The 12,683-nt window shown below is 58.3% G+C and carries 14 protein-coding genes; all 14 read left to right on the top strand.

The window, feature by feature from the left end; all coding sequences use genetic code 11:
• Positions 1–9: 9 nt before the first annotated feature.
• On the top strand, positions 10–1,098 hold the full coding sequence (locus ACQZ5Y_RS23815) for a mandelate racemase/muconate lactonizing enzyme family protein (protein ID WP_121557896.1): 1,089 nt from the start codon (positions 10–12) through the stop codon (positions 1,096–1,098).
• Positions 1,099–1,103: 5 nt separating this feature from the next.
• Positions 1,104–1,889 carry an esterase gene (gene yjfP, locus ACQZ5Y_RS23810; protein ID WP_233283753.1) on the top strand — a complete coding sequence of 262 codons (786 nt, stop codon included), beginning with the start codon at positions 1,104–1,106 and terminating at the stop codon, positions 1,887–1,889.
• The gene (locus ACQZ5Y_RS23805) at positions 1,886–3,556 is read left to right on the top strand and encodes an IclR family transcriptional regulator domain-containing protein (RefSeq protein ID WP_121557898.1); all 1,671 of its coding nucleotides are present in this window, start codon (positions 1,886–1,888) and stop codon (positions 3,554–3,556) included. The genes yjfP and ACQZ5Y_RS23805 overlap by 4 nt, the downstream gene beginning before the upstream one ends.
• 30 nt (positions 3,557–3,586) lie before the next feature.
• A complete protein-coding gene (locus ACQZ5Y_RS23800; protein WP_121557956.1) occupies positions 3,587–4,324 on the top strand; it encodes an RraA family protein in 738 nt (245 codons plus the stop codon).
• Between the two features lie 6 nt (positions 4,325–4,330).
• Positions 4,331–4,807: a nuclear transport factor 2 family protein gene (locus ACQZ5Y_RS23795; protein WP_121557899.1), complete on the top strand. Its 477-nt coding sequence runs from the start codon at positions 4,331–4,333 to the stop codon at positions 4,805–4,807.
• 11 nt (positions 4,808–4,818) lie between these two features.
• Complete coding sequence (locus tag ACQZ5Y_RS23790; RefSeq protein WP_121557900.1) at positions 4,819–5,109, top strand: YciI family protein; 291 nt, start codon at positions 4,819–4,821, stop codon at positions 5,107–5,109.
• Positions 5,110–5,123: 14 nt separating this feature from the next.
• Complete coding sequence (locus tag ACQZ5Y_RS23785) at positions 5,124–6,557, top strand: aldehyde dehydrogenase family protein (RefSeq protein WP_121557901.1); 1,434 nt, start codon at positions 5,124–5,126, stop codon at positions 6,555–6,557.
• Between the two features lie 33 nt (positions 6,558–6,590).
• Positions 6,591–7,505 carry a cupin domain-containing protein gene (locus ACQZ5Y_RS23780; protein ID WP_121557902.1) on the top strand — a complete coding sequence of 305 codons (915 nt, stop codon included), beginning with the start codon at positions 6,591–6,593 and terminating at the stop codon, positions 7,503–7,505.
• Positions 7,506–7,554: 49 nt separating this feature from the next.
• Positions 7,555–8,223 (top strand): amino acid ABC transporter permease, encoded by a 669-nt coding sequence (locus tag ACQZ5Y_RS23775; protein ID WP_121557903.1) that lies wholly within the window; start codon positions 7,555–7,557, stop codon positions 8,221–8,223.
• 11 nt (positions 8,224–8,234) lie between these two features.
• Entirely contained in the window at positions 8,235–8,885 is a 651-nt protein-coding gene (locus tag ACQZ5Y_RS23770) for an amino acid ABC transporter permease (RefSeq protein ID WP_121557904.1), read from the top strand.
• 25 nt (positions 8,886–8,910) lie between these two features.
• Positions 8,911–9,774: a transporter substrate-binding domain-containing protein gene (locus ACQZ5Y_RS23765; protein WP_162995349.1), complete on the top strand. Its 864-nt coding sequence runs from the start codon at positions 8,911–8,913 to the stop codon at positions 9,772–9,774.
• 74 nt (positions 9,775–9,848) lie between these two features.
• On the top strand, positions 9,849–10,643 hold the full coding sequence (locus ACQZ5Y_RS23760) for an amino acid ABC transporter ATP-binding protein (protein ID WP_121557905.1): 795 nt from the start codon (positions 9,849–9,851) through the stop codon (positions 10,641–10,643).
• A gap of 47 nt (positions 10,644–10,690) precedes the next feature.
• On the top strand, positions 10,691–11,785 hold the full coding sequence (locus ACQZ5Y_RS23755) for a mandelate racemase/muconate lactonizing enzyme family protein (protein ID WP_121557906.1): 1,095 nt from the start codon (positions 10,691–10,693) through the stop codon (positions 11,783–11,785).
• Between the two features lie 52 nt (positions 11,786–11,837).
• Positions 11,838–12,668, top strand: a complete 831-nt coding sequence (locus tag ACQZ5Y_RS23750; protein WP_121557907.1) for an NAD-dependent epimerase/dehydratase family protein — start codon at positions 11,838–11,840, stop codon at positions 12,666–12,668.
• Positions 12,669–12,683: the final 15 nt, after the last annotated feature.

The following is a 12,683-nucleotide window of genomic DNA, read 5'->3' as shown; positions in this document are numbered from 1 at the left end:
ATTTATAACATGGAGATCATATCCGTAGAGCCGATTGTCGCGCGCATCCCGTTCCGGGATGGCGGCAAGGGTACAGGCATCACGCCTCAGTCCTGGAACACGCTCGATCTGGTGCTGGTAAAAATCACAACTGACACGGGGTTGGTCGGCTGGGGCGAGGCGTTCAGCTATTTTTGCTATCGCGCCGTTGCCCATGCGGTGAAAGACATGATCGCGCCAATCCTGATCGGGCGGGACATAGACGATCCCGCCGCGCTTAATCTAGAAGTGCAACGCAAGCTGGCACTCTTCGGCCGTTATGGTATCACCATTTTTGCCTTGTCGGGCGTGGATATCGCCCTTTGGGACCTGAAGGCGAAAGCTGCGGAAATGTCGCTGGCCAGATTGCTTTCGACAACCCCGCGCGACAGCGTTCCGGCTTATGCCAGCCTGGTGCGTTACGGCGACAGCGATACGGTCGCGCGGTTTGCCGAGAAAGCCTGCTCGGAAGGTTATGGGACGCTGAAGCTGCATGAAATCACCATGCCGGAAATCCGTGCCGCTCGGGCAGCCATCGATCCGTCGATGCGGTTTACCGTCGATGTCAATTGCAGCTGGACGGTCGAGCGAGCCAATGCCTATCTGCCGGAGCTTGCCGCGCTCGACACGCTGTGGCTAGAGGAGCCTGTCTTCCCTCCGGAGGACTTCGCTTCGATGGCGCAGCTGCGCAGCCACGGCGTCGGCCTTTCGGCTGGAGAGAATGCATGTACCGCATTCGAATTCGAGCGGCTGATGTCAGCCGTCGATTATCCACAACCCAGTGTGACTAAGGTCGGCGGTGTGTCCGAATTTGTCGCGATCGCCCAAGCTGCAAAGCAACGGGGACTGACCATCATGCCGCATTCTCCCTATTTCGGGCCGGGATACCACGCGACCCTGCAGCTGGCCGCCGCCACGGAAAATGCCGGCCTGTTTGAATATCTCTACGTCGATCCCGAAGCCTGGGTCGCCAAGCGCACGCCCCAACCGGTCAAGGGCATCATCCCAGTCGAAGAGACGCACGGTATCGGATTCGAACCAGATCTGGACGTGCTCGAAAAGTACTGGATCTCGCTGTGATCACGATGTTCGAAGACAAGATCGGTAACATTCCTGCCATTCATGCCGCTCCGCAAGGCCGCATGGACACACCGTTGCCGGTGGTCTTCTTCTATCACGGTTACCGCAATTCCAAGGAAACCAGTGCATTCTTCGCCTATCTCCTGGCGATGAACGGGATGAGGGCCATCTTGCCGGAGGCCAATCTACACGGGGCGCGGTTCAACGGCAACGATCAGGAACGGCTGGGTCTGTTCTGGGATCTGCTGAAGCAGAACATAGACGAACTCGAGCTTTACCGGGATTTCTACCAGACGCGCGGACTGATCGCGGAGGGTCGCATCGGGGTTGCAGGAACATCCATGGGTGGTTTTGTCACGCTCGGATGTGCGGCGCGCTATGACTGGGTAACGGCTGCGGCAAGCTATATGGGATCGGGATATTACCTCGACGCCGCCCGAACGATTTTTCCGCCGCTTGGCCGTTACGATAGCCAGACCCGTCAGGAGCACGACCGGCGGCTTTCGGGCCTGCGGCCATATCAGATCGAAGGCGACAGACTTGAGCGTCTTGCGAATGTACCGCTCTTCCTCTGGCATGGCGGCCGTGACGAAATCGTGCCTTACAGCGAGAGCGTCCGGTTGCAGGCCGATCTTCTGGACCGGGACCTTGCGGGCAATCTCGAATTTGTCTGCGATCCGCTCGGCACTCATCGCGTTTCCGCCGACGGCGCCGCCCGAGGTATCGCCTTCTTGAAGAAAATTCTCCTTTCAGAAAAATATGACCTTGTTTTGGGTAAGGATATCCTATGAGCGATCCGACAAAGCTGGAACAGGACGAAAACCCTGTTGATAACTCCGGAAATGTGCCCGGTACCGGCCTTCTGAATAAATCTCTCGACATCCTGCAATATGTTGGTGAAACCGAGCGGCGGCTTAAGTTCAAGGATCTTTCCGCCCGTACTGGCTTCTCTAAGAGCACGCTTTACCGGATTTTGTCGGCGCTCAGTTCGCGCGGTTTCATTGCCACCGACCGGCGCGATCAGTCCTACATTCTGGGTCCCAAGTTCACCGCGTTGGCCGGCAGCATTAGCCGAAGCTCTGAATTAATCGCCGTCAGTTCCGCCATTCTCAAAAGCATCGCTGACACCTATGGCGAGAACGTCAATCTCGGCGTCATGAACGGCGATTTCCAGCAGGCAACAGCGCGGTGGGAAGGACGAGGCGCACGCGAATTTGCCTCGGCGCTCGGTGAGAAGAAGCAGCTCTATTGCACAGGTCTCGGCAAGGCACTGCTCGCGTTCCAGCCCGAATTGGAACAGGACCGATTGATCGCGCAGATCGAATTCAGCCGTTATACGCCCAACACGATCATGAACGCAGCGGATCTGCGCGCGGAGATGCGGACGATTCAAGCCCGTGGATTTGCCATCGACGACAACGAGATCATCGAGGGAGTCCGCTGCGTTTCGGTTCCGATCTACGATGCCGGCGGCGACGCGATCGCTTCGATCAGCATAACGGGTCCGGCCTACCGAATGATCGACGAAAGGTTATACGAACTAGCTTCGGTCCTGCAGTCGGCCTCCAGAACCATTTCGGAACAGCTGCGCGCCAGTGCGGCGTCGAGATTGACAAGGAATGTCGGCAATTTTGCAGGACGGCCAATTACCGTTTACGATGTGCAGTCCTTTGAAGTCCGCTCCATGTTGTTCGATGATGACGAAGGCAGGCTTTTTTGGGTTGATCCCGCCGGGGCCTGCGTTCGTCGTCTTACGGGCAGCGACAGCGAAGTTGTCAGCTGGTTTGAGGGGCCGGTCTACGGGCTGTGCTTTAATGCGGCGCGGGATGCACTTCTGACCGTTTCCGGTGGTGCGCTGTGGCGCGTGGTGCCGAGTGGCGATGACACGCCTGCCTCCAAGCTCATGGAAGCAGATGTTCTCGAAAATGCGCGGCATCTCCATCAGACGCCGTCGGGCATGCTGATCCTCGCCGTTAAAGGTCAGGAGGGAAACGGTTCCCTGTTTTCTCTCGATGCGGAGGGCAACAGCCAATTGCTGGCGTCCGACATCGCCGTCCGGGCAGGAATTGCGACCGGCAACGGCGGCCATGTGCTTCATGCCCTTTGCGCACAAAGCGGAAGATTGTTGTCCATCGATTGTACAGACCCGCGTTCGCCGCCTGCTTACAGCGAGCTACCGCTCAGTGAGCGGCCGACGGAAATCGGAGGCCTCGCCATCGATAGCGATGGCGACGTCTGGCTTAGCCATACAAACCGTTGGCTCGTGAGTTGCCACGCGGCCGACGGCACATTGCGCTTCTCCGCCCCACTTCCCGTTCCCGCCCCTTCCGCGATGGCCGTCAAGGGGACCTCCGACACGATCCTCATCGGTTCCGATCGTATCGCCTTGTCACCGAACGTTCTCGAACTCGCGCCGCTCTCCGGCGGAATCCTGAAACTTAAGAAACCAGCGGCTTAACCGCCTGCGCGTAGACCGAAAGGAATGACCATGACTGACAAGATCGAAGTAACCCAAGATACCCTCGACAAATTGAAGGCTTGCAGCACGGCCACGCTGACCACGCAGCTTTTCAAGCGAAACTTCCGCCAGCAGTTTCTGGTGGGTCTGAAGCCGCTCAGTGATGATGCGCAGTCGTTTGCCGGCGAAGCCTTCACGCTGCGCTTTATTCCGTCGCGCGAGGACAAGGATTGGGATCTGAGTGATCTCAAGAAGCGCGGTGAAGACAATATCCAGTGGGAAGCCGTAGAGGCGATCGAAGCCGGCCAGGTGCTCGTCATCGATAGCCGCAATGATCCCCGAGCGGCTTCGGCAGGTAACATGCTAGTGCTTCGGATGAAGCGCAAAGGTGTTGCCGCAGCCATCACCGACGGCGCATTTCGTGACGGCACGGAAATCTCCAAAATGCAGTTCCCGGCTTACTGCCTTGGCAATACTGCCTCGACGCGTCCGGCCTACCACCGCGCCATCGACATGCAGCAGCCAATCGGATGTGCGGGTGTCGCGGTCTATCCGGGCGACATCGTCGTCGGTGACAGTGATGGCGTCGTCGTGATCCCGCGCAAATATGCGGCGGAAGTGGCTGCGGATTCATATGAGCAGGAGCAGCGCGAGAAATTCCTCTACACCAAGATAGACGCTGGCGCATCGCTCTGGGGTACCTATCCGCCGAACGAAGAAACGCTGAAGGAATATGATGAGTGGCGTTCCAGGCAGGCGGCGGAGTAACGCAACATGTCGTTTTATCCGAAACCAGCCGAAAAGGCCGAGGCGCTGATCAGGCGCTATTTCCAAGCCTGCAACGAGGCGGACCATCAGGGTCTCCTCGATTGCTTTACTGAAGACGGCATCCATTATTTCCCCCCCGGGCTTCCGGGCGCGCCGTGGCGTGGCGCGACAGCCATTGCCGATGGCTGGGTGTGGTGCGTCAAAACACTGGGTTCGCGCTGGACGATCGAAAAGGTACTGGCACGCGAGGACGGCATCGAAGCTGTCATCGAATGGACGCACTGGAAGACGGCGCTGGGCGAAGTGTTGCGCGGGGACGAATGGTATGTCTTCAACGAAGACATCACCAAAATACGCGAGATCCGCGCCTATTACGCCTCGCCCGTCAACAAAGCGGAGACGGTCAACCAGCTTCATGAATTCGACTATGCGGCAAGGGGTTTTGCCCTGCAGCCGCCGTCGCCGGCGCCGGTTATCGAGTAGGGGAGGATATCATGCAGTTTACGATCATTGCCCGCGACGACACGGCAGAAGGCACGCTCGAGAAACGTATGGCAGCGCGCCTGGAACACATGGAGCGCATCCACGAAATGAAGGCGGATGGAAGCATTATCGACGGCGGTGCGCTGATCGATCCGGACGGGAAGATGATTGGCTCCATCGTTCTTTGTGAGTTTCCCGACCGCGCCGCGCTCGATGCGTACATCGAAAGCGAAATCTACTACCGCGGGAACGTCTGGAAGGACATCGAAGTCCTTCCGTTCCGCCGCGTTCAATGGCGATAGGAAGGACACGAGAGATGACACTTCATCAAAACTTAGTGGCCGGCGAATGGGTCGGGTCCGATGGCGTCGAGAACGTCAACCCTTCCGACACACGCGACGTCGTCGGTGTCTATGCGCGTGCAAGTGTCGATGATGCCCATGCCGCCATCGCTGCGGCCAAGGCTGCGTTTCCCGGATGGTCCCGCTCCGGAATTTTGGAGCGTCACGCGATCCTGAAAAAGACGGCCGACGAGATTCTCGCCCGGAAGGACGAACTGGGCAGGCTTCTTGCTCGGGAAGAGGGCAAGACCTTGCCCGAAGCCATCGGCGAAACGATCCGCGCCGCGCAGATTTTCGATTTCTTTGCCGGTGAAACCCTGCGCCTGAACGGGGAAACGCTACCGTCGGTTCGTCCGAATATCGGTGTGGAAATCACCCGCGAACCGATCGGTGTCATCGGCATCATCACACCTTGGAATTTCCCGATCGCCATTCCGGCATGGAAGATCGCGCCAGCTCTCTGCTATGGCAATACCGTCGTTTTCAAGCCGGCCGAACTGGTGCCGGGCTGTGCTTGGGCAATCGTCGATATTCTGCACCGCGCGGGCTTGCCCAAGGGCGTGCTCAATCTCGTGATGGGAAAGGGGGCCGTCGTGGGCCAGGTTATGCTCGACAGCCCTGACCTCGCCGGCATCACCTTCACCGGCTCGACTGGCACAGGAAAGCGCGTCGCTGCGGCCTCCATAGCGCATAACCGCAAGTTCCAGCTGGAAATGGGCGGTAAGAACCCCATGGTCGTGCTGGACGATGCCGATTTGACGGTCGCCGTCGATGCGGCAGCCAATTCGGGCTTCTTTTCCACCGGCCAGCGCTGCACTGCGTCGTCGCGACTGATCGTAACGCAGGGGATCCACGATAAATTCGTGACCGCCCTGACCGACAAGCTGAAGACACTGGTGGTCGACGATGCATTGAAGGCCGGCACCAATATCGGCCCGGTCGTGGACCAAACTCAGCTCAAACAGGACACCGATTATATCGCAATCGGGCAGCAGGAAGGTGCCAGGATCGCCTTTGGTGGCGGCTTGGTCGAGCGCGAAACGCCCGGATTCTTCCTGCAGCCGACATTGTTCACCGAAGCAACCAACCAGATGCGGATCAGCCGGGAAGAGATATTCGGACCGGTGGCTGCGGTTATTCGGGTGAAGGACTACGAGGAGGCGCTTGCGATGGCCAACGATACGCCCTTTGGCCTGTCGGCGGGCATTGCCACGACGAGCCTGAAGCATGCCACGCACTTCAAGCGCAACTCGGAAGCCGGCATGGTGATGGTCAACCTGCCGACCGCCGGCGTCGATTTCCACGTCCCCTTCGGCGGACGCAAGGCCTCCTCCTTCGGTTCGCGCGAACAAGGCACGTATGCCGCCGAGTTCTTCACCGTCGTGAAAACATCCTACACGCTGGCCTGACCCCGAACATCGTTTGCGAAACAGGAAACGTCAATGACTGCATCTTCTTACATCCGGCCGACCTATGCTCGGCACTATGAAAATCCGCCGCAGATCCAAGAGCCGGACGGCGTTAGCACGTGGATTACGCGCGGCGCGAACATGGTAGTTGTCATCACCGAAGCGCGTGCTGGCACTCTGTTGGCGCGCGAGGACAATTCCGACGAATACATGCTGCTTCTGCCCGAGGGCGAGGGTGCCACGCTGACATCCGCAACCGAAGAACATACGGTGGCTGGCGACACCTTGAGCATTCTGCCGCCCGGCAAAACCACCATCCGTCTGCAATCCGCAGGGACGGTTGTGCGTATTTTTTCCAATCGCGCCGAAGATCTCGCAGACCAGGCCGCAAATGCCGACATTTACGCACTGCCCATCGCCAACATTGCCCCGCTGGTTGCTTGGCCGGACCCGGTCGACGGCTTCAAAATCCGTTCCTACGATCTCGGCCGTTTCGCGAAACCGGACGGTCCCATGATCCAGCCGCGCATCTTCCGTTCCACAAACCTCATGATCAACGTCTTCGTTCCTTGGCATGCGGTGCGCGATACGACGGCAATGAGCCCGCATTGGCATGACGATTTCGAACAGGCTTCGCTCGGGCTTCAGGGCACGTTCGTGCACCACATTCGATATCCGTGGGGTGGCAATCTGAGCGATTGGCATCCGGACGAACACACGGAAATTGGCAGCCCGTCGGTGACGATCATTCCGCCGCCGTTGGTCCATACGACCCGCAACGTAGATGCAAACGAAGCCAGGCTGATCGACGTGTTTTCGCCGCCGCGGTTCGATTTTTCCCTGCGTCCGGGCTTCGTGTTGAACGAGGCCGACTATCCCATGCCCGCAGTGATTCCGGAAAATCAATCCCAGGCGGGCGGGACATTGTCGTCTTGGCAAAAAGGGTAACAACACTTCAGACGCAGGATGATCCGCGCGGAGGAGGAGCCGCTCGACCATGACCTATAGTTTCGATTTTTCTAGTCTGGTTCCCTATTGGAACCAGTTGCTCAACGGCAGCTTGCTGACGTTGGGCCTGACTGCCACTTCCGTCATGATTGCTTTCGTTCTGGCAATTGTGACGGCGATGGCTCGTCGCAGCAGATTTGCGGCCTTTCGAATCGCCGGGGCATGTTACGTGGAGATTATCCGCAACACGCCCTTTCTGCTGCAGGTCCTTTTCATCTTCTTCGGTCTCCCGTCGCTCGGTGTCAGCCTGACGCCGTGGACGGCATCGGTGATCGCGCTGTCGCTGAACTGCGGCGCCTTCTCGGCGGAGATCGTGCGATCCGGTATTGAAGCGGTGCCGCGCGGGCAGTTTGAAGCTGGTGCAGCTCTCGGTCTGAAACCCATTCAGGTTTTCTATTACATCGTTCTCAAACCTGCATTGCGTGTGATTTTTCCCGCCTTGTCCGGTCAGTTCGTCCTCGTGCTGCTGACGACGAGCATCGTGTCCTCCATCTCCGCGGAAGAACTGACCTCCACGGCCCAGTCCATCGACACTATAACCTTCAGAAGCTTCGAGATTTATATCGTCGCAACCATTCTATACTTCGTTATGTCGTATATTTTCGCGACCATATTTAAATCCATCAATCATTTGTTTCTTTCTTATCCGGTCAAGTGAGGGGATGGATCATGGTACGAGACGTTGATCTGAATGCGATCTTTCTTCTTGTCGAGGGCGCAAAATGGACGGTTATCCTTTCCTTTATCGCCTTCCTTGGCGGAGGAATCGGCGGACTTTTCGTTGCTCTTGCACGAACGTCTACCTGGAAAGGGCTGAGATTTGCCGTCGGTATCTTCATCGATTTTTTCCAGGGAACGCCGATGCTGATGCAGCTTTTCCTGGTGTTTTACGGATTGCCCATTCTTGGCTTTAAGGTCAGCGTCTGGACGGCAGCGAGCGTCGGTCTAACGCTTCATGCCAGCGCATTCCTCGGAGAAATCTGGCGCGGCGGCATCCAGGCGGTGCCCAGGGGGCAGACCGAAGCCGCACTAGCGCTCGGGCTCGGTTATATCGACCGCATGCGGTACGTGGTTCTGCCACAGGCCTTCCGCTATTCGCTGGCAGCGACCACCGGTTTTCTGGTGCAGTTGATCAAGGGCACTTCACTTGCCGCCATCATCGGTTTCGTCGAGCTGTCACGCTCGGCGCAGATCGTATCCAGTACGACCTACAAGCCGCTGCTGGTCTACGGAATCGCGGGAGCTTTCTACTTCGCGATTTGCTTTCCGCTATCGACCCTCAGTGCACGTTTGGAGAAGCGTTACACGGCGCGGTCGTAATCATCATCAAGAGGAGGAGAAATTGATGAGTGTTTCAAATGCAAAAACAAGAGGCTGGCATGCCGGGATGGTGAAGGGCTTACTGGCACTGACGGTTGCCGTTACCGCACTGGCATCGCCGGTAAACGGGCAAGCGCAAAGCATTGCCGAGATCAAGTCGGCTGGTGTTCTGAAGGTCGGATCACAGGTGGCACAGGTGCCGTGGGGCTTTCCCGATGCGAGCGGCAAGCTGACTGGCTTCGATATCGAACTCGTCGAAATGCTCGCCGCAGACCTTGGCGTCAAGGCGGAGTTCACGCCTGTGACGCCCGCCAACCGCACGGCGGCTCTGCTGACCGGTCAGGTCGACCTACTGGCCGCCGTCATGGGTATTTTTCCAGAGCGGCAGAAAGTCGTTTTGTTCTCGCGTCCTTACGTCAACAATGACAATGTCTTCATTGGCCGGGCCGATCTCGAAGTGAAGAGCTTTGAAGACCTCAAGGGTTTGAGGGTCGGTCTGGTGCGCGGGTCGCCGCAGGATATCGCCATCACCAAGGCTGCGCCGCAGGGTGCCATCCTGCAACGCTTCGATGACGATTCCAACACGATCCAGGCGCTGATCTCGGGTCAGGTTGATCTGACCGGCAGTGCCACGACGCAGGTGGCCAATATCGCCAAGGTCGCAGGTGAAGGCAAGTTCGTTCCGAAAATCCTGCTCGGGCGGGCCTTCAATGCCTTTGCCGTTCGCCCCGGTTCCCGCGAGTGGGTGGATTATCTGAATGGTTTCGTAGCCAAGAAGGTCGAAAGTGGCGAACTGGCCGTTCTCTACAAGAAATGGGTGGGCGGCGAGATCGCCAAGCTGCCCGACAATGGTGAGAACGAAGCGGCCCTTCCAATTCAGTTGAAGTAACACCTGTCCTCAATGAGACGACCGGCAGCACGCGCCGCCGGTCGTTTTCGATCCCAAAGCGGAGACCATCCACGATGCTTCAATCCGGTTCGGCGCCCCAAGCCATTCCCCCAGTCGTCCACCACGCGCTACTGGACAATATCATAAGCATAGAAAATCTGCAGAAATGGTTCGGCGCCTTTCATGCGCTGAAGGATATCAACCTTCAAATCGCCAAGCGGGAACGGGTGGTGGTGTGCGGTCCATCCGGCTCTGGCAAATCCACGCTCATTCGTTGCATCAATCGGCTAGAAAAATTCCAAAAGGGTCGCATCGTCGTCGACGGCAACGATCTTGATGCCGGAGGCAGCAATGTTGATGCAGTGCGCGCCGAAGTCGGCATGGTGTTTCAACAGTTCAATCTGTTTCCCCACCTGACCGTCCTCGAAAACTGCATGCTGGCGCAGATGCGGGTGAGAAAGAAGTCCAGGGTCGATGCGGCTGCGACGGCCATGCAGTATCTGGAGCGCGTCCGTATTCCGGAGCAGGCCGGTAAATACCCGGCAGAACTATCGGGCGGTCAGCAGCAGCGCGTCGCCATTGCCCGTGCCCTGTGCATGACGCCGAAAGTGATGCTGTTCGACGAGCCGACCTCGGCACTGGACCCAGAAATGGTCCGTGAAGTACTCGACACTATGGTGAGCCTCGCCGAGGACGGCATGACGATGATTTGCGTCACGCATGAAATGGGCTTTGCCCGCAGCGTGGCGGATCGCGTGATCTTTATGGAGCGCGGAGAGATCGTCGTGGAAGGCGGTCCCGCAGCCTTTTTCCAAAACTCGGACAACGAACGGCTGAAATCGTTCCTTGGCCAAATCCTTCATAACTAGCTGGGCGGGGCCTTCGCGGTCCGCCGTCCGGCAAGGAGTTCAAACGCATGAAAATTACCCGTTTGCGTACCAAGGTTGTGAACGTGCCGTTCCGTCCGATTCTGACCCAAGTGGGTCAGATCGATTTCACCACCTGCGTCCTGTGCTATCTGGAAACTGACCAGGCAGGCCTCGTGGGGGAAGGCCTCATTCACGCCGTAAGCGGCCGTCGCATTGCGGTCCTCGACGAAATGGTTCGAAGCCTTGAGCCGCTTGTCGTTGGCTTGGACCTGGCGCAAGGCGGCAAGCTCAACGCAGATTCCTGGCATGCGTTGAATTTTTTGGGAAATGACGGCATCACGGTCCATGGGCTTTCCGCCGTGGAAAGCGCATTGTGGGACGTCCGTGCCAAAGCGTGCGGTCTGAACGTCGCGCACATGATCGGTGCTTGTCGCAGCCGGCTGCCGGTCTACGCCAGTGGTGGCCTTTGGTTCGGAGGGACGCTCGATTCTTTGCAGCGCGAGGCGGGCGCTCTCGTTGCCCAGGGGTTTGCCGCGATAAAGCTGCGGCTTGCGCCTGGTGATTCCCACGACAGCGTTGCGCGCGTCCGCGCTGTCCGTGAGGCTATCGGCCCGAATATCGGGCTTATGGTCGATCTCGCCCAGCAGTTGACCCGCAAACAGGCGATCAGGCTTGGCCGGATGCTGGAGGAGTTCGATCTCGAATGGTTCGAGGAACCGATTGCCTGCCACGATCACGAAGGCGAGGCAGAGATCCGCATGTCGCTGGAAACCCCCCTCGCGAGCGGCGAAAATGTTCACACCCATCGCGGCATTCTCAGAATGTTGCAGGCCGGCGCTGCCGATGTGCTGATGCCGGATTTGCAGCGAATGGGCGGGCCGAGCGAGTTCCTGAAGGCAGGGCACCTGTGCGAGGCATTCGACATACCGGTTTCGTCTCACCTATTTACCGAAATGAGCCTGCCGCTGCTCGCAACGATGCGCAATGCCACTTATCTCGAACACATGCCATGGTTTGAACCCGTCTATGGAGAGGCGCTTGCATTGGATGCCGATGGCTGTGCGGCGGTTCCGATCACGCCAGGCTGGGGCGTGTCCTTCGACGATACCGCCATCGAACGCTTGATCAGGCGACAGGCCTAATGGCTACCATGCTCCGTTCCCGTCTTTTGTACCAACAGGAAACATATCCAAAATGAGCCACAGAGGAACCATTCTCATCACCGGCGGCGCTGGAAGCGTTGCGTCTAAGATCCGCCCCCATCTGCGTGAAAACGGCTTTTCGCTACGCCTGCTCGATCGGGCCTCTCCGGCTGACACGGCCGGTGACGAGGTCGTCCTGGGCGATCTGTCCGACGTCGCCGGTCTAGGCGAAGCCATGCGCGGTTGCCAGGCGGTCCTGCATCTCGCTGGCTGTACGGTCGATGGCCCATGGGAAGATCAGGTGACGGGCAATGTCACCAATTGCCTGGCCGTCTTCGAGGCTGCCCGCGCAGCAGGTGTCCATCGTGTGATTTATGCCAGTAGCAACCATGCAGTCGGCATGTATCCCCGTTCGCGAAAGCTGGACGACCGGATCAATCTTAGGCCCGACAGCCGGTATGGCGTGACCAAGGCGTTTGGCGAACTCGCCGCGTCCTATTTCGCCGACAAGTATGGCATGCAAGTCTTGTGCGTACGCATCGGCTCCTGCGAGACCCAGCCTCTGGACAGGCGAAGGTTGTCGAACTGGATCAGCCCGAGGGATCTCGCGCAACTGGTTGCCATCGGTGCGAGCCATCCGTTACTGACATTTGCTGTGGTTTACGGCGTCTCCGACAACGCCCGTTGCTTCTACGATAATGGCACTGCTGAAAAGCTGGGATACCGTCCCGTGGATCGGGCGGAGGACTACGCCGCCGATATTCTCGCCCGGGATCCCTATCCCCAGGCGGGCGCCACAATCTCCGTGGCCGAATTCACTCAAGGCGGTATCTACGTGGAATCTGAATTCGAAGGCGAAATGGAACGTCTTCGCCAGATGTGACTCTAGCTATCTCTC

Source organism: Agrobacterium sp. A3-95 (genome assembly GCF_053521785.1).
This window is presented reverse-complemented; position numbering and strand designations above follow the sequence as displayed.

What these genes read in the sequence shown, in the direction of transcription:
- ACQZ5Y_RS23770 (WP_121557904.1), top strand. Translation starts at nt 8,235, where the DNA reads ATGGTACGAGACGTTGATCTGAATGCGATCTTTCTTCTTGTCGAGGGC.
- ACQZ5Y_RS23805 (WP_121557898.1), top strand. Translation starts at nt 1,886, where the DNA reads ATGAGCGATCCGACAAAGCTGGAACAGGACGAAAACCCTGTTGATAAC.
- ACQZ5Y_RS23775 (WP_121557903.1), top strand. Translation starts at nt 7,555, where the DNA reads ATGACCTATAGTTTCGATTTTTCTAGTCTGGTTCCCTATTGGAACCAG.
- ACQZ5Y_RS23815 (WP_121557896.1), top strand. Translation starts at nt 10, where the DNA reads ATGGAGATCATATCCGTAGAGCCGATTGTCGCGCGCATCCCGTTCCGG.
- ACQZ5Y_RS23760 (WP_121557905.1), top strand. Translation starts at nt 9,849, where the DNA reads ATGCTTCAATCCGGTTCGGCGCCCCAAGCCATTCCCCCAGTCGTCCAC.
- ACQZ5Y_RS23750 (WP_121557907.1), top strand. Translation starts at nt 11,838, where the DNA reads ATGAGCCACAGAGGAACCATTCTCATCACCGGCGGCGCTGGAAGCGTT.
- ACQZ5Y_RS23800 (WP_121557956.1), top strand. Translation starts at nt 3,587, where the DNA reads ATGACTGACAAGATCGAAGTAACCCAAGATACCCTCGACAAATTGAAG.
- yjfP (WP_233283753.1), top strand. Translation starts at nt 1,104, where the DNA reads ATGTTCGAAGACAAGATCGGTAACATTCCTGCCATTCATGCCGCTCCG.
- ACQZ5Y_RS23785 (WP_121557901.1), top strand. Translation starts at nt 5,124, where the DNA reads ATGACACTTCATCAAAACTTAGTGGCCGGCGAATGGGTCGGGTCCGAT.
- ACQZ5Y_RS23755 (WP_121557906.1), top strand. Translation starts at nt 10,691, where the DNA reads ATGAAAATTACCCGTTTGCGTACCAAGGTTGTGAACGTGCCGTTCCGT.
- ACQZ5Y_RS23765 (WP_162995349.1), top strand. Translation starts at nt 8,911, where the DNA reads ATGAGTGTTTCAAATGCAAAAACAAGAGGCTGGCATGCCGGGATGGTG.
- ACQZ5Y_RS23780 (WP_121557902.1), top strand. Translation starts at nt 6,591, where the DNA reads ATGACTGCATCTTCTTACATCCGGCCGACCTATGCTCGGCACTATGAA.
- ACQZ5Y_RS23790 (WP_121557900.1), top strand. Translation starts at nt 4,819, where the DNA reads ATGCAGTTTACGATCATTGCCCGCGACGACACGGCAGAAGGCACGCTC.
- ACQZ5Y_RS23795 (WP_121557899.1), top strand. Translation starts at nt 4,331, where the DNA reads ATGTCGTTTTATCCGAAACCAGCCGAAAAGGCCGAGGCGCTGATCAGG.